At 62.7% G+C, this 21,694-nt stretch carries 17 protein-coding genes; 11 read left to right on the top strand and 6 right to left on the bottom strand.

Going from position 1 to position 21,694, the window contains the following annotated elements:
• Nucleotides 1-142: 142 nt before the first annotated feature.
• A complete protein-coding gene (locus tag P9250_RS03995; protein WP_310391217.1) occupies nucleotides 143-3,346 on the bottom strand; it encodes an EAL domain-containing protein in 3,204 nt (1,067 codons plus the stop codon).
• Nucleotides 3,347-3,734: 388 nt separating this feature from the next.
• Nucleotides 3,735-4,403 (bottom strand): TetR/AcrR family transcriptional regulator, encoded by a 669-nt coding sequence (locus P9250_RS03990; protein ID WP_244831191.1) that lies wholly within the window; start codon nucleotides 4,401-4,403, stop codon nucleotides 3,735-3,737.
• Nucleotides 4,404-4,544: 141 nt separating this feature from the next.
• Between P9250_RS03990 and P9250_RS03985 the strand changes: the two genes are divergently transcribed.
• The 3 genes from P9250_RS03985 to P9250_RS03975 are packed head-to-tail and all read left to right on the top strand — an operon-like array spanning nucleotide 4,545 to nucleotide 8,755.
• Nucleotides 4,545-5,672, top strand: a complete 1,128-nt coding sequence (locus P9250_RS03985) for an HlyD family secretion protein (protein WP_244831190.1) — start codon at nucleotides 4,545-4,547, stop codon at nucleotides 5,670-5,672.
• Entirely contained in the window at nucleotides 5,665-7,233 is a 1,569-nt protein-coding gene (locus tag P9250_RS03980) for an MDR family MFS transporter (protein WP_244831189.1), read from the top strand. The genes P9250_RS03985 and P9250_RS03980 overlap by 8 nt, the downstream gene beginning before the upstream one ends.
• A 19-nt stretch (nucleotides 7,234-7,252) precedes the next feature.
• The gene (locus tag P9250_RS03975; protein ID WP_310391214.1) at nucleotides 7,253-8,755 is read left to right on the top strand and encodes an efflux transporter outer membrane subunit; all 1,503 of its coding nucleotides are present in this window, start codon (nucleotides 7,253-7,255) and stop codon (nucleotides 8,753-8,755) included.
• 5 nt (nucleotides 8,756-8,760) lie between these two features.
• Here P9250_RS03975 and P9250_RS03970 read toward each other — a convergent pair whose 3' ends face one another.
• Nucleotides 8,761-9,984, bottom strand: coding sequence for a GAF domain-containing sensor histidine kinase (locus P9250_RS03970; RefSeq protein ID WP_309847486.1), 1,224 nt, complete (start codon nucleotides 9,982-9,984; stop codon nucleotides 8,761-8,763).
• Nucleotides 9,985-10,552: 568 nt separating this feature from the next.
• On the opposite strand from P9250_RS03970, the gene P9250_RS03965 reads away from it, so the two are divergent.
• Entirely contained in the window at nucleotides 10,553-11,680 is a 1,128-nt protein-coding gene (locus P9250_RS03965; RefSeq protein WP_250527182.1) for a sensor histidine kinase KdpD, read from the top strand.
• A 14-nt stretch (nucleotides 11,681-11,694) separates the two neighbouring features.
• Here P9250_RS03965 and P9250_RS03960 read toward each other — a convergent pair whose 3' ends face one another.
• The 3 genes from P9250_RS03960 to P9250_RS03950 form a co-directional block, all read right to left on the bottom strand.
• On the bottom strand, nucleotides 11,695-12,087 hold the full coding sequence (locus tag P9250_RS03960) for a response regulator (RefSeq protein ID WP_250467872.1): 393 nt from the start codon (nucleotides 12,085-12,087) through the stop codon (nucleotides 11,695-11,697).
• Nucleotides 12,088-12,172: 85 nt separating this feature from the next.
• On the bottom strand, nucleotides 12,173-12,985 hold the full coding sequence (locus P9250_RS03955; RefSeq protein ID WP_250493917.1) for a transglutaminase family protein: 813 nt from the start codon (nucleotides 12,983-12,985) through the stop codon (nucleotides 12,173-12,175).
• Nucleotides 12,986-13,165: 180 nt separating this feature from the next.
• Entirely contained in the window at nucleotides 13,166-13,897 is a 732-nt protein-coding gene (locus P9250_RS03950) for a GntR family transcriptional regulator (protein ID WP_250493916.1), read from the bottom strand.
• A gap of 382 nt (nucleotides 13,898-14,279) precedes the next feature.
• Between P9250_RS03950 and P9250_RS03945 the strand changes: the two genes are divergently transcribed.
• From P9250_RS03945 to P9250_RS03915, 7 genes are read left to right on the top strand one after another with little or no spacing between them, the layout of a single operon-like run.
• Nucleotides 14,280-15,167 (top strand): ABC transporter substrate-binding protein, encoded by an 888-nt coding sequence (locus tag P9250_RS03945; RefSeq protein ID WP_310391210.1) that lies wholly within the window; start codon nucleotides 14,280-14,282, stop codon nucleotides 15,165-15,167.
• 33 nt (nucleotides 15,168-15,200) lie between these two features.
• Nucleotides 15,201-16,262: an ABC transporter substrate-binding protein gene (locus P9250_RS03940; RefSeq protein ID WP_250511699.1), complete on the top strand. Its 1,062-nt coding sequence runs from the start codon at nucleotides 15,201-15,203 to the stop codon at nucleotides 16,260-16,262.
• Nucleotides 16,259-17,170 (top strand): ABC transporter permease, encoded by a 912-nt coding sequence (locus tag P9250_RS03935; protein WP_250467868.1) that lies wholly within the window; start codon nucleotides 16,259-16,261, stop codon nucleotides 17,168-17,170. Before P9250_RS03940 ends, P9250_RS03935 begins: the two co-directional genes overlap by 4 nt.
• Before the next feature lies 1 nt (nucleotide 17,171).
• The gene (locus P9250_RS03930) at nucleotides 17,172-18,002 is read left to right on the top strand and encodes an ABC transporter ATP-binding protein (protein ID WP_244831179.1); all 831 of its coding nucleotides are present in this window, start codon (nucleotides 17,172-17,174) and stop codon (nucleotides 18,000-18,002) included.
• On the top strand, nucleotides 17,999-18,874 hold the full coding sequence (locus tag P9250_RS03925) for a carbon-nitrogen hydrolase family protein (protein WP_310391204.1): 876 nt from the start codon (nucleotides 17,999-18,001) through the stop codon (nucleotides 18,872-18,874). The genes P9250_RS03930 and P9250_RS03925 overlap by 4 nt, the downstream gene beginning before the upstream one ends.
• A 35-nt stretch (nucleotides 18,875-18,909) precedes the next feature.
• Nucleotides 18,910-20,457 (top strand): amidohydrolase family protein, encoded by a 1,548-nt coding sequence (locus tag P9250_RS03920; protein WP_310391202.1) that lies wholly within the window; start codon nucleotides 18,910-18,912, stop codon nucleotides 20,455-20,457.
• Nucleotides 20,457-21,692 (top strand): ArgE/DapE family deacylase, encoded by a 1,236-nt coding sequence (locus P9250_RS03915; protein ID WP_409014788.1) that lies wholly within the window; start codon nucleotides 20,457-20,459, stop codon nucleotides 21,690-21,692. The genes P9250_RS03920 and P9250_RS03915 overlap by 1 nt, the downstream gene beginning before the upstream one ends.
• Nucleotides 21,693-21,694 lie beyond the last annotated feature (2 nt).

Genomic DNA, 21,694 nt, shown 5'->3' with positions numbered 1-21,694 from the left:
GTGTATAGCAGATCACATTGCGATGAAGTTTTCTCGAAGCTTCCTCACCGCCTGACAGAGAGGCCGGCAATACGCCGGCTTCCGATGGTCGATCATCATGGCAACCGTCTACCAACTCGACGACAAGTCGCCCGGACGGGCTTCAGGGCTCCATCGAAAGTACAGGCGTTGCGTCCAGCGCGCTGGCCCATGCAAGCAACTCGTTCGCTGGCAATGCTTGCGAGAAGAGAAAGCCTTGCAGTTCATCGCAACCGATGCCGCGCAGCGTATCCGCCTGATGTTCGCTCTCCACGCCTTCCGCAACCACACGCAAGCCCAATTCGTGCCCGAGATCGATGATCGCCTTCACGATAGCGAGATCGGCTGGCGCATCGAGCATGTCGTGCACGAACGCTCGATCTATCTTGAGACGGTCCAGCGGAAAGCGATTGAGGTAACTGAGGCTCGAATAACCGGTGCCAAAGTCATCGAGCGAGAGCTTCACGCCGAGCGCACGAATCGCGCGGATGGCCGCGACGTAGCTCTCGGCGTTATCCATGAGCACCGTTTCGGTGATCTCGAGTTCGAGGAACTGCGGCAACACGCGATACTTCGTGAGACTGCGCGCGAGCACGCCCACGAGTTCGGGATCGCGCAATTGAATCGCCGATACGTTCACGGAAGCGCTTACTTCCAGACCATCGCGCTCGCGCCACGTTGCAATCTGACGACATGCTTCGTCGATGACCCACGCACCCATCGGAATGATGAGCCGCGTCTCTTCGGCCACGGGAATGAACTGCGAAGGCATGACGGAGCCAAGCGTCGGACTATCCCAGCGTAACAGGCCTTCGACGCTCGTCAGCATGCCGGTGCGCGCATCGAGACAAGGCTGCCACGCAATGCGCAATTCGTTGCGTTCTATCGCGGTACGCAGACATGCTTCGAGCGAGAGCCGATAACGCACGTGCTCTGCCATGTCGGCCGAAAAGAACTTCACGAGATTGCGCCCCGCCGCTTTGGCCTGATACATCGCGGAGTCGGCGTTTTGCATGAGCGTGTCGATGTCCGCGCCATCTTCCGGATACAACGCGACGCCCACGCTGCACGACACCTGCAACGTCACGCCGCTCACTTCATGCGGCTCACGCAAGAGCGCGAAGAAACGCTCTTCGACGGTACGCAGCACATCCGCTGCGTTGGTCACGCCGTTGAGAATGACGGTGAACTCGTCGCCGCCAAGACGGCTGACCGTATCGTTGCTGCGCACGGCCTTTAGGAGACGCCGCGACACCGAACGCAGCAGACCATCGCCGATATGATGACCCAGCGAATCGTTGATATTCTTGAAGCGGTCGAGATCGATGAACAGCACCGCTACGCGTTGCCGCGTGCGTTGCGCTTGCGCGATCGCCACTTCGAGACGCGTGCCGAACAACGCGCGATTCGGCAGTTCCGTGAGCACGTCATGCTCCGCCAGAAACTGGATGCGCGCCTCACTCTTCTTGCGGTCCGTGATGTCGATCAACGTGCAGATATAGTGCGACACGCTGCTATGCTTGTCGCGCACGGTGCTGACCATGAGCCACGCTGGATAATCGCCGCCTTGCCTGCGTCGCACCTGCGCTTCGCCGTTCCACGTACCGCTGCGTTCGATTCGATTCGCAAGCCGCGCGATGATGCCGCGCTCATCGCTTGCGTCGTGTGCAGCGATAAACGCGGGCGGCTTGCCGACCACGTCATCGCTGCGATATCCGGTTGCACGATAGAACGAGGGATTCGCGGTGACGAGCCGCGCGTCGGCATCGAGAATGACGATCGCCTCCGACGATGCCTCGAACACCCTGCCCCAAAGCTCAAGACGTTGCTCCATCAGCTTGATCTGGTTGATCGGCGTAAAGGCCGTGAGAATGGCGTCGCGGCCCTGGAAATTGAGGCGGCGCGCGGAGAGCATCGCCCACGTGGGTTGCGCCGTGGCTTTCCAGTGAACCTCGAATTCGTCGATAGCCTCGCGGTCGGACAGTTGCTGGAAAAAGCGTGCACGCGTCGATGAATCAAGACCGAAGGCCCACGGGTCTGTTGCGCAACCGTTGAGCCAGAAGAGGCCGGGCGTATTCGCGTGCAGCACTTCGTGGCCGGGAACGGCGGTGACGACCATCGGCACGGGCGTGGCTTCGACGAGTGCGTATTGCGCGGCGGATGCGCGCGTCGTGGCCGCGAGTTCCTTCTGCACGTCGCGTTCGTGGTCGAGTTGCGCAAGCATCTCGTTGAAGCCACGCACCAGTTGACCGATTTCGTCCTGACTATGCCAGCTTGCACGTTGCGAATGGTCGCCCGTTCGCCGCACGATATCCATCACGCGCGCGAGCTTGCGCAAGGGCGACGAAATCTGCTGCGCGACGCAATACACCATCGCCAGAATGCCGCATAAGAGAAAGAGCGCGGTGCCCAGATGCAGCCACATGCGTGAGAACAGCATATGTACACGCACATGCAGCAGCTCGTCGAGTTGCGTGCCTGTCACGCGCCAGCTCGTGCTTGCGCTGGCGACGAGCGCTTGCTGCGCGGTATCGACGATGGATACGACAGCGGGATCGGGCGCGGCGTTGCCATCCACGACGATGCGCGCCGCGTGACGAAACGCTTCGACCGAGGTACGCATGCGTGCAAACGAAGGGGTGAGCGCTGCATCGAGTTCGTGATTCGCGGCGCCTGCTTCAGCGAAGTCGGAGCGCAGACCTTGCATGACGCCATCGAGTTGTCCTTCGAGCACGAGATAGCGCGTGCGTACTTCCTCGCGCGAGCGTGCCGGATCGAGCCCTTCGTGCAGATGTTTGCCGATGCCATCGACTGCATCGATCAGCGCCGGATAGCGCAGAATCGATTGCGACATTGCGTAGTAGCTGTCGAGGTCGGGATCGAGGATAAGGTTCGATTGATTGCCGATGCGTGTGATGAGTTCGCGGCAGGCGTCGAGCGCGGCGCTGGTCGTTGCGGGCTTGGGCGGCGTTTCGTGAGAGAGCGCGTCGAGCGCTTCGCGCAAGGTCCCGTTGAGCTCGGCGCTCTTCATGTGCTCGCCGTATCGCGCTTCCGCGTTCGCGAGATCGTCGATGGACTTGCGCCATGCACCCGATGGCAGACGTTGCCCCGCGCCCGCGAATGCGACTTCGACGAGCGCGTCTTTCACCACATGCACATAGGCGTTGCCGACGATCTCCTTGTTCGAGAAATCGATGGCGAGATACTTCTCGTGGATCAGGATACCGCTGATGTAGATCACCGCGCTCAGGTCGAGCAGATAGATGAGCAGCAGCTTGTGCCCGACCCGCAGGCGCGCGAGCAGCCGGAAGAAAGGATTGCGCTTCATGGAGCGCTTCGCTTCGCGCGACTTAGCGGGATCAAGTGAACCTCGTGCAATGGTTGGCGCGCCGGCACTCGATGTGAGCCGGACCGATATCACGCGCTAACGGCCGGAGCTTATTGAACTTTAGTTATTGATCGAAGTTCACTGTTTGGGTGCTAGAGTGGGCGATTGAAGTGCGTAAAATGCGCTAAAGATGCGCGGAAATTTGCGTTTCACGGTGCTTAGTGTCGGTTCACAATCCTCAATCCAACTCGTGTATGCCATCCCATCGGCCGCTTCGGCCACACTCGACGACGCCCTCCTCTATCGCAAGGCTTCCGGCGTTTCGTTCAGATCTTCGTCGCGCCCCTTCTACTCCCGCGAAGACAACATCGACGAATAACGAACGACCTCACCCCGCAATCGACGCCTCCACCGCCGCGAGATACGCCGACAAAGCGCGCCTCACTTCACGCAGATAACGGCCGGCAAGCTGCACATCGCCCATGGCGGGACGCAGCTTGATGGCAAGCGCGCCCGTCGCGAGCGCATGCAGCATGTCCACATACAACGCGCGCTCGGACGCTTTCACGCCAGGAATGCGCGCGTCGAGGACCTTGCGCAACGTGCCCGCCTTGCGCTTGTTTTTGTGATCGTCGTCGTGCGGCATGATCGACATGAGAATCAGGCAGTCGGGATGCTGCTCAAGGTACGTGATATACGGCGTCATGAAGCGGTCGATCACCGCTTCCGCCGAAATACCGCGCCAGTAGTCCGTATCGAGTCCGACCAGCTCGGCTTCGATCTCGTCGGTCGCCGCCATGTGGCGGTCCCACAGCGCGTTCAAGAGACTGTCGCGGTCTGGAAAGAAGTGATACATCGAGCCGATCGGCGTGCGTGCCTGCCGCGCAACGCCGTGCATGGTCACGCCCGTCAGCCCCTTTTCGACGATCAGTTCAGCCGCCGCATCGAGCACCGTCTCGATGCGCGCGCGGCCACGCGCCTGCAATGGCGCACGCGCGCTGCTGCCGCGATCGCTCGCTGTCGTGGCTTCTTCCCGTGGCGACGATGGCTTCTTCATTGTCAATCCTCTCCATGATGAAACTGGACGCGTCCGTCTAGTCTGCGTCATACTAGACGATATCGTCTAGTATCAGCGGCCCCGATTGCTTGCCTTACACGCGTAATTATCTCGCGGTCGCGTTAAACGTTGGAGAGAAACATGGCAGCAGAAGCGCCCGCCGATAGCGGCAAGATCAACGACACCACCACGCGCAAGCCTTCGCGCAAGGGCGTGCTTATCGTCGTCGGTATCGTCGCGGTGGTAGTCGGCATCGCATGGGGCGTGCGCTGGTGGACGGTCGGCCGCTTCATCGAAACCACGGACGACGCCTATCTCAAGGCCGACAGCGTGACCGTCGCGCCGAAGGTGAGCGGCTACGTCACCGAAGTGCTCGTCGCGGACAATCAGACGGTCGCCGCCGGCGCGCCGGTCGCGCGGTTGGACACGCGGCAGTATCAGGCGCAACTCGATCAGGCCAAGGCTACGCTCGACGCCCGCGCCGCCGACATCCTCCGTGCCGAGGCCGAAGTCAAACAGCAGCAGGCCAACGCAGAACAGGCGAAGGCGCAAGCGGAGGTATCGCGCGTGAGTTTGCGGCAAGCCGAAGCCGACGTGCGCCGCTACGAGCCACTTGCCGCGAGCGGCGCGGAAACCGCCGAACGTCTTGCCAATCTCGTCAGCACGCGCGATCAGGCGCGCGCCACGCTCGCCGCGAATCTTGCGGCGGCGCGTTCGGCCAGCACGCAGATCGGCGCGACCGAAGCGCAAATCGTGCAGGCGAAGGCACAGATGGAAGCCGCACAGGCGCAACTGGATCAGTCCAGCCTCGACGTGCACGACACCACGCTTTATAGCCCGCTCGCGGGGCGCGTAGGCGACCGCAGCGTGCGCGTCGGTCAGTATGTGCAGCCGGGCACGCGGCTCATGACCATCGTCCCGGTCGAAGCGCTCTATCTCGAAGCGAACTTCAAGGAAACTCAAGTGGGCCGCATGCGCGTAGGCCAGCCGGCCACGCTGCATGTCGACGCCATCAAGGGCGCCGATCTGCATGGCGTGGTCGAGAGTTTCTCGCCGGGCACTGGCGCGCAGTTCGCGCTCTTGCCGCCGGAAAATGCCACCGGCAACTTCACGAAGATCGTGCAGCGCGTGCCGGTGCGTATTCGCGTGGATACGGGTCCGCAAACGCGCAAGGTGCTGTTGCCGGGTCTGTCCGTCACCGTCGATGTCGACACGCGCTCCGCCACCGACGACAGCCGCCATATCGCCGAAGAGAACAGTCATGACTGAGGCCCGTGCCGCGCGCGCGAGCGCCGGCGACTGGATCGCCGTCACGGCAGGCGCGCTCGGCGCGCTGATGGCCACGCTCGACATCTCCATCACCAACTCGGCGTTGCCGCAAATTCAGGGCGAAATCGGTGCGACGGGCACCGAAGGCACGTGGATCTCGACGGGCTATCTGATGTCCGAAATCGTGATGATTCCACTCGCCGCGTGGCTCACGCGCGTTTTCGGCCTGCGCAACTTCCTCCTGAGCAATGCAACGCTCTTCACCTTGTTCTCGGTGATGTGCGGCTTCTCGCACTCGTTGCCCATGATGATCGCCGGCCGCATCGGCCAAGGCTTCACCGGCGGCGCGATGATTCCCACGGCGCAGACCATCATCCGCACGCGGCTGCCGCGCGAGCAGATGCCCGTGGGCATGACCATCTTCGGGCTGATCGTGCTGCTCGGGCCGTTGCTCGGTCCCGTGCTCGGCGGCTGGCTCGCGGAGAACATTTCATGGTCGTGGTGCTTCTTTCTCAACATCCCCGTGGGCGTCGCGCTGATCGCGTTGCTGATCACCGGTCTGCCGCAGGAAAAGCCGCAGTGGGACGCCTTCTTCAAGGCGGACTGGCTCGGCATCGCGGGACTCGCCATCGGGCTGAGTTCGCTTACCGTCGTGCTCGAAGAAGGTCAGCGCAATCAGTGGTTCGAGTCGACTGAGATCGTCTTGCTCACGTGCGTCACCGCATTCGGCTTTTTGCTGATCGCGCTGTCGCAAGTCTTCGCGAAGCGGCCTATCGTGCGGCTGTCTCTGTTGCGCAATCCGCGCTATGCAAGCGTGATTCTCATTGTCTTCGCGGTCGGCGCGGGGCTTTACTGCGTGTCGTTTCTGCTGCCGCAGTTCCTGAGCATCGTCGCGGGATACAACGCGTTGCAGTCCGGCTCGATCATGCTGGTGTCAGGCGTGCCGGCGTTTCTCATCATGCCCGTGTTGCCGCGTCTGCTCGGCAAGTTCGACTTCCGCGTGCTCGTCATCACCGGCTTGTTGTTCTTCGCGGCGAGCTGTCTGCTCGACATATCGCTGACGGCGCAAAGCGTCGGACACGACTTCTACGCCTCGCAAATTTTGCGCGGCTTCGGCCAGATGCTCGCAATGATGCCGCTCAATCAAGCCTCCATGGCCGCGGTCTCGCGCGAGGAATCCGGCGATGCCGCGGGCCTCTACAACATGGCGCGCAACCTCGGCGGATCGGTCGGGCTCGCGATCATTGGGACGGTCATCGACCGGCGTAATGACTTTCACGGCGAGGCCATCCGCGAGACGCTCACGGCCAATTCGGTGCTCGGCCAGGACCGGCTCGCGGCCAACGCGGCGGGATTTTTCGCGCAAGGCGGCGACATGGCGCACGCCAAGATGCAGGCGCTCGGGCAATTGTCCGTGCAGATCGGCCAGCAAGCCATCGTCATGACCTACTCCGAAACCTTCTTCATCCTCGCGATCGCGTTGCTGGCCTGCGTGCCGCTCGCCCTTCTGCTCAAAACGCCGCGTCATCAGGCTGGCGAAACGCCATCCGCCGGCCACTAATGTCATGACTGATTCAACGATGTCTCTCAACTCCTTCCGCAGCAGGCGCGCCATGCCGTTCTTGCTTGCGCTCATTTGCTCCGCGTGCACGGTGGGCCCGGATTACCGTGGCGCGCCGGATATCGCGGCGGAATCGCTCAAAAGCGGGACGTTCGTGCGTACGCCGCAGCAGGGCGTCGACGTCTCGCATGCACCCGCCAAGTGGTGGCTCGCGCTGAACGACCCGAAACTGAACGATCTTGTCGATGCAGCGCTTTCCAGCAATCCCGATGTGAAAATCGCGCAGGCGAAACTGCGGCAAGCGCGCTCGCAATTGCGCGGGCAAGAGGCCAACGGCATGCCGAAGGCGTCGGCATCGGCGGCGGCGTTGCGTATGCGCTCGCCCGATCTCGGCAGCTTCGCGGCATCCAATGCGGGAGGTTCGGATCAGGGCACGGCGACATCCAGCGGGCGTGGTCCGCTCGACTTCTACACCGCCGGCTTCGACGCCTCGTGGGAACTCGATCTCTTCGGCGGCACGCGTCGCGCGGTCGAAGCGGCATCCGACGAAGCCGACGCCGTCAAAGCGGATCTCGCCGACACGCAGGTGTCGCTCGCGGCGGAAGTCGCGTCCGCCTACGTCGGCTTGCGCGACCAGCAACGACGTCTCGCGCTCGGCCGCAGCACCGCCGAATATCAGCAGCAAATGCTCACGCTCACCGAGCAGCGCCGCGCGCGCGGCACGGCGGCCGACGTGGATGTCGAGCGCCTCACGACGCAAGTGGATACCACGCGCGCGACGCTCGTGCCGTTGCAGGTGCAGATCACCGATTCGCTGGATCAACTCGCCGTGCTCACGGGCCGCGCGCCCGGCGCGCTGGACGCGCAACTCGGTGAGGCCGCGCCCTTGCCCGACTTGCCAGCTTCGGTGGCTATTGGCGAGCCATCGGCGATGCTGCAACAGCGCCCGGACATCCGCGCGGCGGAACGGCGCCTCGCATCGAGCAATGCGCAGATCGGCGAGCATGTCGCGGACTATTTTCCGAAGGTGACGTTGCTCGGCGATATCGGCTTCACGGCGTCGGACCCGGGACATTTGCTGCGCAAGCAGAATTTCTCGTGGCTCGGCGTGCCGTATCTGCAATGGAACGTGCTGGACTTCGGCCGCACGGCGGCGAGCGTGGATACCGCGAAGGCTTCGCGCGACGAAGCCGAGGCGCGTTATGAAAAGACCGTGCTGGCCGCGCTCAAGGACGCCAATTCGGCGCTCGCGCGCTACGGCTATCAGCGCGAGCATCTAGTGCGGCTCGAAGAGGTCAATGCGTCGTCGGAGCGCGCCGCCATCCTCGTGCGTCAGCGCTACAAGGCCGGCGTGTCGACCTTGATCGATCTGCTCGATGCGCAGCGCACGCAGTTCGCCGCGCAGCAGGACGTGGTTGCGGCGCAGGGCGAATTGCTCAAAGACTTCGTGTCGCTACAAAAGAGTCTTGGCCTCGGCTGGCAACAGGGAGATGACGCGAACCAGCTTGCGGCGGCGCATTGAGCCGTTTAGAAGCCGGCGTCTCGTGCGCGAACCGGAATGCGCGCGGTGAATCTCGTGCCGATCTCGGCGCTCGATTCCACTCCGAGCGTTCCGCCGTGCGCCGAGACGATCTGCTTGCAGATATAGAGCCCGAGTCCGAGCCCGCCGCCCGGCGCGCTCGTCGCGGGACGCCAATAAGGCTCGAACACTTTTGAGAGCGTCTCCGGCGCGATAGGCTCGCCGCCATTGGTCACCGACAGCGTGAGGTGATCGCGCTCTACCGCAATCTCCACCGTGACGGGCGTATCGGCGCCGCCGTGAGTCATCGCGTTGCCGAGCAGGTTTGAAAGCAACTGCTGAATGCGGACGAGATCGCAACTGACCGCGGAATCAACCTGTATGGCGCGATTCACCGCGCGCGACGGGTTCGCCACGCAAAGCTCGTCGACGACCGCGCGCAGGTAAGGCGCGATGTCATCCACCGCGACGATGCTAACCGACATGCCCGAGCCGAGACGGCCGCGCGCGAGATCGAGCACGTCGTCGATCAGCCGCGCCATGCGCGCCGCCGTCGCCTTGAGCCGATTGCCGATACCGACGAGATCCGGCTCGCTCTTGCGCCGGCTCAACAATTCGCCATTCGCGCTCACGGCGCTCAACGGATTGCGCAAATCGTGACCCAATACCGCGATGAACTGCTCCCGAAGATGCGCCGTCTCGCGCTCGTCGAACAGTTGCGCTTCAGTGGACCATTGCCGCTTTTCGCTGGCGAGCTGCATGCCGATGAGATTTGCGAACACCTCGAACATGCGCACGACGCGCGGCTCGGATACCTTCGCCGGACGCGGATCGACTGCGCAGAGGTTGCCGAAATACTCGCCGTCCGGCAAAACGATAGGCACGGAAATATAGCTTTCGAGACCGTAAATGGCGGGTGTGTGATGATCGCGATACGTGGTGTCGCTGCTGAATCGATCGACGATGATCGGCGCACGCGAGGCCCGCGATTCCGAGCAGAGCGTGGTGCGCAGTTCGAGTTGTCCGCCCGGCACCAGTCCGAAATTGATGTTGTCCTGAACGGCGCACGCCGTCCAGGTCGAGTCGGTGACGCGCGCGACGGCCGCGAAACCCATTCCAGTTTCGTCGCAGATCATCTTGAGTATCGACGGCACCGCGCCGATTCCAGCCACGGCGCCCATGTCGCGCGCCAGTGCCTCTCGCGAATCCGCCGGTAAAAGTGGTCTATTCACGGCTTCCCTCCTCATCCGCGACATTGTGACAGAGCACGCTCATGCGGTACCAAAGTTTTACGGATAACCGTGCGGCAAATAGCTGATCGATCTGCGCTGCCATGCACCGCAAAGGTTTGCGCATCGCGCGTTAAACGTTATTCAGCGGGTTTGAACGTGCAAGCCGTGAATAAATACGCTGTGTGCTGAATAACAGGTGATTCCCGCTTATTTAAAGGATGCGACAGACGTGGTGCGCGGCTCGCGTGCGAGCTGCGTGATAATGAACCTATTGCAAAGAACTAAAACGATCTGCGGCCGACGAAAAGCCGGCTGCGGTTATCAATCTCGCAAAGCGCACGGTGAATCCACTCACGGATTTGCAACATTGGACGCGCGGAATCAAATAAGTTTTTCTCGGGAGCCGGCTGCGTAGCATTGCAGCGCGAGCGCGCAAGGCGCTCCTTGGTTCCGCTCGGATCGCTCGGTTTTGTTCGAGCATTGCTCCTTTTGACTTGCACTCTCACTGGCAAAGCTGCTTCCTCCACATGGCCGGCCGGTCACGCGCGTGGCGCCAAGGACATAGGCCATGATGCACAACTTCCTCTCCAATAATCGCTCAGAGCTGGTGGAGCGGTGTCGAGCCAAGGTCGCGAGCCGCCCGACGCGCGCAGCCTCCGATGCGCAGCTCGAAAACGGCGTACCGATGTTTCTCGACCAATTGATCAAGACGCTGCGCATCGAGCAAGGCAGCGATCCGCTCGCGAGTCGCGCGGTATCGGGTGCGGCCGGCGGCATCATGACGGAATCGGAGATGGGCGCAACGGCCGGACAGCATGGTCACGCGCTGCATTTGCTCGGTTATACGATCGCTCAGGTCGTGCACGATTACGGCGATCTTTGTCAGGCCATTACCGATTTGGCGCACGAGCGCGATGTGCCATTCCAGATCAATGAATATCGGACGTTAAACCGCTGTCTCGATAACGCTATTGCGAAGGCTGTCACCGAATTCAGTTATCAACGCGCGCAAAGCACAAATCAGGAACAACAGCGCGCCGCTCAGGAACGGGCGGGTGAACTTGCACACGAACTGAGAAACGCACTGTCCATCGCGACAACGGCCTTCGAAGCCGCAAGAACCGGAAGTCTGAGCCTGACGGGCGCCACGGGAACGGTACTTCAGCGTGGCCTGGCTTCGCTGCGCACGCTAATCGACGGCTCCATTGCGGACGTCAAGGAATTGGCGGACGGCGGGACGTCGGCGGCGACGTTTTCGTTGGCCGACTTCATTACCGAGGTAGCGCACGCGGCTGAACTAGCAGCGCAAGTGCGAGGTGTGAAATTCACGGTGTCTCCCGTCGACAGCACGCTTGCCGTCAGCGCCGACCGCGATGCGCTTTATTCGGCACTCGGCAATCTGCTGCAAAACGCGTTCAAGTTCACGCGCCCGCAAAGCGAAGTGTCGCTCAACGCTTATGCCGTGGCCGGCCGCATTCTAATGGACGTGAAGGACCATTGCGGCGGACTTCCGCCCGACTCCACGCTCACCATGTTCGAACCTTTCACGCAGCAATCCGCCGACAAGAGCGGCCTGGGCCTGGGCTTGTCGATTTCCAAGAAGATCGTCGAGACATATGGCGGCGTGCTGAGCGTGGCGAACCTTCCGGGCGTCGGGTGTATCTTCACCATCAACCTGGCGCGCCATTCGGTTTGACGACGGCGCTCGAATCAGCGGGCGCTTTTTAGCGAACTGGCGTGAAGCGCCAGCGTTTCGAGTAGCGCGCTCAACCTGAGCGGCTTCGTGAAGTGGTAATTGAAACCGGCGCGTATCGATGCCGCGCGTTCCGCCATCGAAGACAACGCGGTCACGGCGATCAGGAGCGTCAGTTTGTGCTCGTCGGCCTGGCGCAACTGACGCGCAACCTCGCGCCCGTCCATGAGCGGCATTTCGACATCGATCAGGGCAATCTCGGGCCGCCACCGGCGAATCTCGGCCAGCGCGGCGCAACCGTTTTGGGCCGTATGGACATCGTAGCCTTCGAGCGATAGTGCTGAAGCGCAGGCCGCACGAATGGCGGCATCGTCGTCCGCAACAAGGAGACGGGGCAGGTGCTTGCGCATGATGGTGCTCGCTTTTTTAATGGCTAATACATCTATTCGAGCATTGAGCATTCCCGACCATGCAGACTATTCGTGCGGCGCGCCTCTAATAGCCCTGCTCGGGCTCGCAAACGACATGAAAATTGACGAGCGTGGTCTGCCCGAACGTGTTGCTAAGCGCGACATCGGCGGCATCGCGGCCGTACGCCATCAGCACGCGGCCAACGCGCGGCGCGTTATTGCGCGGGTCGAAGACCTGCCACGTGCCGCCGACATAGGCCTCGAACCACGCCGCGAAATCCATCGGCGCATAAGGCGGCGGCAAGCCGACATCGCTGATATAGCCGGTGCAGTAACGTGCCGGAATATTCAGCGCGCGGCACAGCGTCACCGCGAGATGCGCGAAGTCGCGGCACACGCCCACGCGCTCCTGGTAAGCCTCCCAGGCCGTCTTGGTCGGGCGCGCATGGTGATAGCCGAACGTGATGTGATGATGCGCGAAGTCGCAGATTGCCTGCACGCGGGCCGCGCCCGGCGCGGAGTTGCCGAAGAGTTGCCAGGCGGCTTCCGATAGCAGATCGGTTTCGCAGTACCGGCTGCCGAGGAGAAAGACGAGGCACTCGTCGGGCAGTTCTTCCACCGCGTGTTGCCGGCCATCCACGGGACGCGTTTCGAACTCGCCCGATACATTGAGCAATGCGGAAGTCGACAGTTCGAAACGCCCCGGCGGCGCCACGATCCGGCTGCACAAATTACCGAAACCATCGCGATACTGAGTAATCGGCACCGGCGGATTGGTGGCAAGCACGTCCGCCACGATCACATCGTTGGCATGCGAGTAATGCGTGTTGAGCATCAGCATCATGGGTGTCGGCTGCGGACACTCATAGGCAAGATCGTAGCCAACGCGGAGTCTCATCGGACGTCCTTTGCTGTGATGATTCGTGTGGGGCGTCTCGAAGGACGCCGCAAGCGAGGCGCTTGCAGCCACACTATACTGCGCCGCCCTGAAGTCATTAAAGCCGGAAAATTAATGTGGAGCGTGCGGTATCGCGCGGTTCAAAAGCGCGCGCCCGGCACGCATCGCACACATCGCACGCTACGCGCCACGCAGCAGGATAGCTTCGAGATCGTCCTCCTCTTCTTCCGCCGTATGCAGCCGCAGAGTAGCTTCGATGTGCGCGAGATGCTCGACCATGAGCTTTTGCGCCAGCTTGACGTTGCCGGCTTCGAGCGCATCGATCAAGCGCGCGTGCTCGTCGTGCGGACACGCCTCCGAGGTCGGCGCGTTGTAGAGCAGGATGGTCAGACACGTGAGCATCTGCAGGCCGCGCATGGTGCGCTCGATGAAGCGATTGCCGCCAAGCTGCGCCAGCAACACATGAAACTCCCCCGAGAGCCGTACAGCGGTGCGCCGGTCATTGCGCTTGCGTGCATCTTCCTCGCGCGCGACATGCGCCCTCAATGACGCAATGTCCTTCTTCGTCGCGGACCGGCAAACCTTCTCGACCACGGGCAGTTCTATCTGCCGCCGCGCCTCGAAAAGTTCGCGCGCTTCTTCCACCGTCGGGCTCGCGATAAACGCGCCCCGGTTCGGCACGATAGTCACCACCAGTTCATGCGAAAGCTGTTGCAGCACCGCGCGCACCACCGTGCGGCTCACGCCGAAGATGGCGGCGAGCCGGTCTTCCGCGAGCTTCGTCCCCGGATGCAGGCGATGTTCGGCGATGGCGTTCATCAACCGTTCGTAGATGGGATTGCGTTGAACGCCATCGAATGACCCTTTGACGTCGAGTTCATTCGATGCGCTTCGTTTCTTGTCTGTGGGCATGAGGTCTTCCTGAGTCCTGCGGTATTCCTGGCGCGATTATCCGCTTAGATTGCATACGATTCAAATCGGGATTGTATGTATCAGCACTGTGAAGCGCCGAACAAACCAAGCAAAAAGCAGCATTGTTGGTGCCAAAAAGCATCGCGAAGGTGCAGCGTTACACGCCGATGGTGCGAAATGGTCCAATTGAACCGCAGCAAGTCTCGTATACAAACGTAGCTGATTTTGTAGTCAATAATCTGCATCGCTAGTAAACAAAGGCAGTCGCGGTTAACGTCAACTTACGTATGCAAAAGTGGCACGGTCTTCGCTAAAGCTCTCGGGCGATGCCTCTAAGCGCTGCGCGACGTCTCACGGAACGAACCCGACCACTGGGAACACGATGCGAAAGTTGTTGCTGGCGCACGGCGGTGCGCTTTCCAATCTGCCGCTCTTCGTCGCCATCGACGCGGGCTTGCTCGAAGCGCGCGGACTTCACGCCGAAGCACCAGAGCTGGCCGAATTCAAATCGACGGCCGCGCTGTTGCGTACCGGTGCGGCGCAACTCGGCACCACGGGCTTCACGCAAGCGTTAGTCGATCACGCGTTGCCCGATCCGCTGCGCATCGTCGGCGGCAGCGGCAAGCTCGGCATGGCGCTGGTCGGGCAAGGCGGTTTGACCGTCGAGGCACTGCGCGGCCAGCGCGTGGGCACCTTCGCCGACGACCCCATGGAAGCCCTGCTCTACGACGCCTTGCGCATTTACGGCGTCGGCATGAGCGAGGTCGAGTGTGTGCACTTCGGCTCGCTGACCGCCGCCGCCAGCGATCTGCTCGCCGGCCGCATTGCCGCGTTGACGCTGGTGGAACCGTATATCTCGCGCTTCGTGGCGCAAGGCTTCGATGTGCTCTGCGACGGCATAGAAGCATGGGGCGGCGACTATCCCGACACACTGCTCGTCGCGCGTGAAAGTTTTCTCGTGGCACAGCCGGACATCGTGCGCGAAGTGCTCGCCGGCATGCTCGAAGCGCAAGCGCTCATAGAGCGCGATCCGCACGCCGCGTTGCGCGCGAGTGCGCATCGATGGCCCGAGTTTTCGCATGACGAGTTGCTCGCGGGCATGGCGCGTCAGCCATCCGATGTCGACATTCGGCCGTTACGCGCCAGCGTGCTCGCGCGGGCATCGGCACTCGAAGCGCTTGGACGCATGCGTATCACGCCGCGCCTAAGCGACATCTTCGCCCTCGATCTGCTCGACGGCTTGTTCAAGTCCGGACCGATTTTCCAATGAAACGCCTTTGTTCAATTTGACGGGGATATCACGATGTTCAGGAAATTCATCGATAAAAACGCGGCATCGCTGCGTCTTAGCGCGGTCAGCCACGAGCGGCGCGACTTTCTTGCGCGCAGTGCCTGCATGGCGGGCGGCGCGATGCTCGGCGGCGCATGGCTCACCAACGCCAGCGCGGCCGGCGGTCTCACGCTCAAGGCGACGCACGGCACGGGCCTCTGTAATTGCCCGTTCTTTCTCGTGAAGGAGCGCAATCTGGCGCAAGGCGTGACGCTCGATTTCGTGACCACGCCGACCAATGCCGACATCGCGGCGCTCTTCGGCGCGGGCGTGGTGGATGTGAGCGTCGTGCCGTACACCAACTTCATGACGCTCTACGATGCGGGCGCGCCCATCAAGGTCGTCGCGGGATCGGGCGTGCAGGGCTGCGTGATCGTCGCGCAGCCGGGCATCACGTCGGCGGAGCAGTTGCGCGGCAAGACCATCGGCACGTTCCAGGCCGATACGCTCGAAATGCTGCCCTACGACTATCTGAAGAAAGCGGGCATGAGCTTCAAGGACGTCAAGGTGCGCTACTTCGGCACGTCGCCGGAGCTGGCGCAGGCGTTCATCGCGGGCAATATCGATGCGATGTGCCATATCGAGCCGTATGCCACGCAGGCGCTGAAGTCGCGCGCGGGTTCGGTCATGCTTTCAAATGGCGTCGATGTGTACGGCGCGAACTATTCCGACTGCGTGCTCGCGGTGCGCGAGAAGTTGCTGCACGAGAATCGCGATGCCGTGAAGTCGCTCATCAAGGCCATGATGGTCGCGCAGCATCAGGAAGAACAGGATCGCGCGACCGCCGTGAAGGACACCGTCGGCAAATACTTCAAGACGAGCTACGACGCCACGCTCGACGCCGCCACCAAGCAGCCGCCGATGATCGATCAGCGTGGCAACGAAGCGTTCATCCTCGGCCGCGCGGAAAATCTGAAGGAGCTTCGCTACATCAAGAAGCTGCCAGGCAAGGACATGTTCGACTGGGGGCCGCTCACCGAAGTCATCAAGGAAAACGGCGACCTGTACGCGCAATTGCAGCGAAAGACCGCATGAGCAGCCTCATGGGATACGCCACTTCCCGCCTGAAGCGCGCGAGCGACAAGACCGCCGATGGACGTGCGCGGGCGCGGCGCGCGCCGCTCCTTGCGCGCATCGTGCCGCTTCTGTGGGGCATCGCTTCGCTTGCGTGCTTCATCGCCGTGTGGGAGGCGGCCTGGGCGCTGCACTGGGCCGATCCACTCTTGCTGCCGCCGCCGCATATCTTTTTGCGCAACTTCGGCTCGCAGGCGCAGTACTTTTTGTCGAGCGATGTGATCGGCGAGCAGTCGAGCGGCACGGCCTTCGGCGCGCTGGCGATGACCATCGTCGCGACTACCTTGCGCGTGCTCGCAGGTCTCACGCTCGGCTTCGTCTGCGCGGTGGCGATGGGCGTGGCCATCCGTTACTTTCGTCTCTTCGGCAATCTCACGCTGCCCACCATCACGCTGCTTGCGCCGATCTCGCCCATTGCGTGGCTGCCTGTCGCGATCTTTCTGTTCGGCATCGGCAATGGGCCAGCGGTGTTCATGGTCTTCATCTCGCTTTTCTTCGTGATGACGGTATCGACCATCGGACAAATAGACAGCGTGAGCCGCACGCAGCTGAACGTGGCCGCCGTAATGGGCGCCACGCGCGCGCAGACGTTTCGCCATGTGATCCTGCCCGCGATTCTGCCGTCGCTTTTCATGGTGCTGCGCATGAACCTGTTCGGCGCGTGGATGGTCGTGCTGATTGCGGAGGCGACCGGCGTGGGCAGCGGGCTCGGACAAGTGGTGATGCTCTCGCGCAATACCTTCAACGCGAGCCTTTCGTTCTTCACGATGACGCTGATCGGCGTGCTCGGTTTCGCGTTCGATTACCTGTTGCGCATCGTGCAGCGCAAAGTGCTGTTTTGGGTGCCGGAAAGCGGCCTGAGGAAATGACATGACCGAACAAGCCTTTGCCGACGTTGCACCGAAGCGCCGCGGCCAGCCACCGCTCGTGACCTGCACGGGCGTCGGCAAGACGTGGGAGACGGACGGCGAACCGTTCGTGGCTTTACGCGACATCGACCTCGAAGTAGCGCGCGGCGAGTTCGTCGTCTTTCTGGGTCCGAGCGGATGCGGCAAGAGCACGCTGCTCTTTCTCATGGCGGGACTCGAACAGGCGACCGAAGGCCGCATTGTGTGCGGCGGCGCGGAAGTGCATGCGCCGGGCACGGATCGCGGGCTCGTGTTTCAGGAGGCGTCGCTTTATCCATGGCTCACGGTTGGCGAGAACGTCACGTTCGGCTTGAAGATGCAGCATGTGCCGAAGGATCGCCGCCGCCAGGTCGCGCAGGAGATTCTCGAACGCGTGGGACTTTCCGAAGCCATCGACAAGCGGCCGGATCAGTTGTCGGGCGGCATGCGGCAGCGCGCGGCCGTGGCGCGCGCGCTTGCGCTCAAGCCGGAAATCCTGCTGCTCGATGAACCCTTCGCCGCACTCGATGTGCAAACGCGCGCCCGCATGCAGGACTTTCTGATTCAGGTGTGGCGGCAAGCGGGCGTATCGATGGTCTTCGTCACGCATCATATCGACGAAGCCATTGCGCTCGCGGATCGTATCGTCGTGTTCACGGCGCGGCCCGGGCGGATCAAGACGATCATTCCCGTCGACATGCCGCGTCCACGCGATTCGCGCAGCCCGGCCTTTCACGCGCTCGCCGATCGATTGACCGACCTGTTGCGCGACGAAGTTGACCGCGCGTTCGCGGAGCAGGAGCGCATCAAGTGACCGACGACGTGCTTCGCGTAGCCGCGATTCAATCGCCGCCCTGCACCACCGATCTCGCGCACAACGCGGCCATCGCTTTCGATGCCGTCCGCCGCGCCGCAAACGAAGGCGCGCGTCTCATCGCGCTGCCGGAACTCGCGACGGTGCCGTATTTCGCGGGCTCGCCTGCGGGACGTTATCGCGAATGGGCGAATCCCGCGCAAGGCGCTTTCGCAGATAAGTGGGCCGCGCTCGCAAAGGAATGCGATGCCGCGCTCATCGTGCCGTTCTACGAGCACGATCCCGCGAGCGGTTGCTATCACAACGCTGTGCTTGGCTTCGATGCCAAAGGCTTATCGTTGCGTGCGAATGCAAGCCCGGTTGCCCGCAAGCTGCACTTGCCCGTCGGCGACGATCCCCCGCCCGGCTATGACGAGCCCGCGCATTTCACGCCCGGCTCGGGTCTGCATGTGGTGAACGTCGGTGTCTGGCGCGTGGGCGTGCTGGTTTGCTACGACCGGCGTTTTCCCGAGTGCTGGCGCGCGCTGCGGGCACAAGGCGCGGACCTCGTGATCGTGCCGGTGGCGGGCAGCGGCGGCGACGACATGGACTTCTTCGTCGGCGAAATGCGCACGCATGCCCGCGAAAACGGCCTCGCCGTGCTGTGCGCGAACAAGGCCGGTGACGAGTTTCTCGATGACGCGCGTATCGACAACTTCGGCGAATCGTGTGTGATCGCGGCCGATGGAGCGGTGCTCGCGCGACGGTCCGGCATGCTCGGCGCAGGCATCGTGAGCGCGACGCTCGTGCACGCGGATATCGCGCGCACGCGGCGTCGGCTCAATTATTACGCGCATCGGCGGACCGATCTATACGGCACGCCGTCGTTCTAATTTTCCCCATTCACTTCGAGAGAGCAGAGAACGCGATGTCCGAATCATTGATCGTGGCAGGATGGATTGTGAAAGGCGCGGCCGACCGGCATGCGGCCGAGGTGGTGCGCGACGCGGCGCTGTATCAACGCGATGGCGTGATCGTCGAGATCGGCCCGCGCGATGCGATGGTGCAGAAGTATCCGCACGCGCTGCGCCTCGGTTCGCCCGACACGGTGCTGATGCCGGGCTTCGTCAACAGCCACCATCATGTCGGTCTCACGCCGGTGCAACTCGGCTCGCCGGACCATGCGCTCGAACTCTGGTTCGCGAGCCGCATGGGGGCACGCGATATCGACTTGTATCTGGACACGCTCTACTCCGCCTTCGAGATGATCGCCTCGGGCATCACGACCGTGCAGCATATTCACGGCTGGCGTCCTGGTCCGCTCGATGCCATCCATCAGGCCGCGTCGCGCGTGCTCGATGCTTATCGCGATCTCGGCATGCGCGCGTCGTACAGCTTCGCGGTGCGCGATCAGAACCTGCTCGTCTACGAAGCCGACGACGACTTTTGCAACCGCCTGCCGTCCGAAACCGGCGATAAGCTGCGGGCGCATCTGCGGCGTTTTCGCATTCCGCTCGCGGATTACCTGCAACTCTTCGATACCCTCACGCGCGAGAACGAAGGCCATGCGCTAACGGCCATTCAGCTCGCGCCGGCCAACCTTCACTGGTGCAGCGACGACACGCTGCTCGCGCTCAAGGAGAAGTCGGCACGGCACGGCGTGCCCATGCACATGCATCTGGTCGAAACCGCGTATCAAAAGGAATATGCGCGGCGTCGCTCGGACAAGACGGCAGTCGGCCATCTGAACGATCTGGGCCTGCTCGGTCCTTCGCTCACGCTCGGCCACGGTGTCTGGCTCACCGAGGCGGACATCGAGACCATCGCGCATACGGGCACCTGCATCTGCCATAACTGCAGTTCGAACTTCCGGCTGCGCAGCGGCGTCGCGCCGCTTAACGCGTTTGCGCGGCATGGCGTGACGGTCGGCATGGGGCTCGACGAAGCGGGCATCAACGAAGATCGCGACATGCTTCAGGAGATGCGTCTTGCGCTCAACGTTCACCGCACGCCGGGCATGGACGACGACGTGCCGACATGCCCGCAGATTCTCAAGATGGCAAGCGAGGACGGCGCGCGTACGACGCCGTTCGGCGCGCGTATCGGCAGGCTCGAAGAGGGGCGTCTCGCCGATCTCGTGCTGATGAACTACAAGACCGCGACGTGGCCGTATCAGGACGACGACATTCCCATGCTCGACGCGTTGATGATGCGCGCCAAGACCAATGCCGTCGATGCCGTGATGATCGGTGGCGAAGTGGTGTATCGCGAAGGCCGCTTCACGCGTATGGATCGCGATGCGGTGCTCGAAGACATCGCGCGTACGCTCTCGCAGCCGCGCAGCCCTGAAGAGACCGCGCGCCGCGAATTGGGGCGCGCCGTGTTTCCGCACGTCAAGGCGTTCTATGATGGCTATCTGACCGGCGAAAGCGAGACGCCGCGCGAGCCGTTTTACGCGCCGTCGTCGCGCATCTGATGCGGAGACCGAACGTGCAGGCGCTTTTACAATCGATCGATACGCGCTTCGAAGCGCAAGTGGAATTTCTCGCGGCGCTCGTGCGCAAACCTTCCGACAATCCGCCCGGCGACTGCGCGCAGCACGCGCACATGACTGCCGGGCTGCTCGAAGCGCTCGGCTTCGAAGTCGAACGTCACGCGGTGCCGCAAACGCTCGTGGAGGCGGCGGGCATGCAGAGCGTCACGAATCTCGTCGTGCGGCAACGCTTTGGCGTTGGACCTGTCATCGCGCTCAACGCGCATGGCGATGTGGTACCGCCCGGCGAGGGGTGGTCGAGCGACCCGTACGGCGCGCAGATTCGCGAGGGCGCGTTATACGGGCGCGGCGCGGCGGTATCGAAGTCGGATTTCGCCACGTATGCGTTCGCGTTGAAGGCGCTGGTCGAAAGCGGCGTTGACCTCAAAGGCACGATCGAGCTGCATCTCACCTACGACGAGGAAACCGGCGGTCTGCTCGGGCCGGGATGGTTGCTTGCCGAAGGCATCGTCAAGCCGGATTACGCCATCTGCGCGGGCTTCAGCTACGCCATCACGGTTGCGCACAACGGCTGCCTGCATCTGGAAGTCACGGTGAGCGGCAAGTCGGCGCATGCGGCGCGGCCCGATACCGGACACGACGCGCTCGAAGCCGCGACCGTCGTGCTGAACGCGCTGTATGCGCATCGGCGCGAGTTGCAGGAGATTCGCTCGGCCACGCCCGGTATCGAGCATCCGACGCTCGTCGTCGGGCTGATCGAAGGCGGCATCAACACCAATGTCGTGCCCGACCGCGTGAAGCTGCGGCTCGACCGGCGCATCGTGCCCGAGGAAGATCCGGCGCGCGCGCGTGAACGCCTGGAATGCGTCGTGCGCGATGCGGCGCGCGAACTGCCGGGCATCACCATCGCCACGCGCGAAGTGCTGGCCGCGACGCCCATGCGCACGCTGCCGGGCGCCGAACGTCTCACGCACGCATTGCAGGACGCGGCGCTCACGATCATGGGCATCGACATACCTGCCGAAGGCGTGCCGCTCTATACCGACGCGCGTCTTTATTGCGAAGCGGGCGTGCCGACCGTGATCTATGGCGCGGGGCCGCGCACGCTGCTGGAAGCGAACGGACATCGCGCGGACGAACACGTCAAGCTCGAAGACATGCGTATTGCGACGAAGACCGTCGCGCTCGCGCTGACCCGGCTTTTGGGCGGCGCTTGAGT

The organism is Caballeronia sp. LP006 (assembly GCF_031450995.1).
GTDB lineage: Bacteria > Pseudomonadota > Gammaproteobacteria > Burkholderiales > Burkholderiaceae > Caballeronia.
This window is presented reverse-complemented; position numbering and strand designations above follow the sequence as displayed.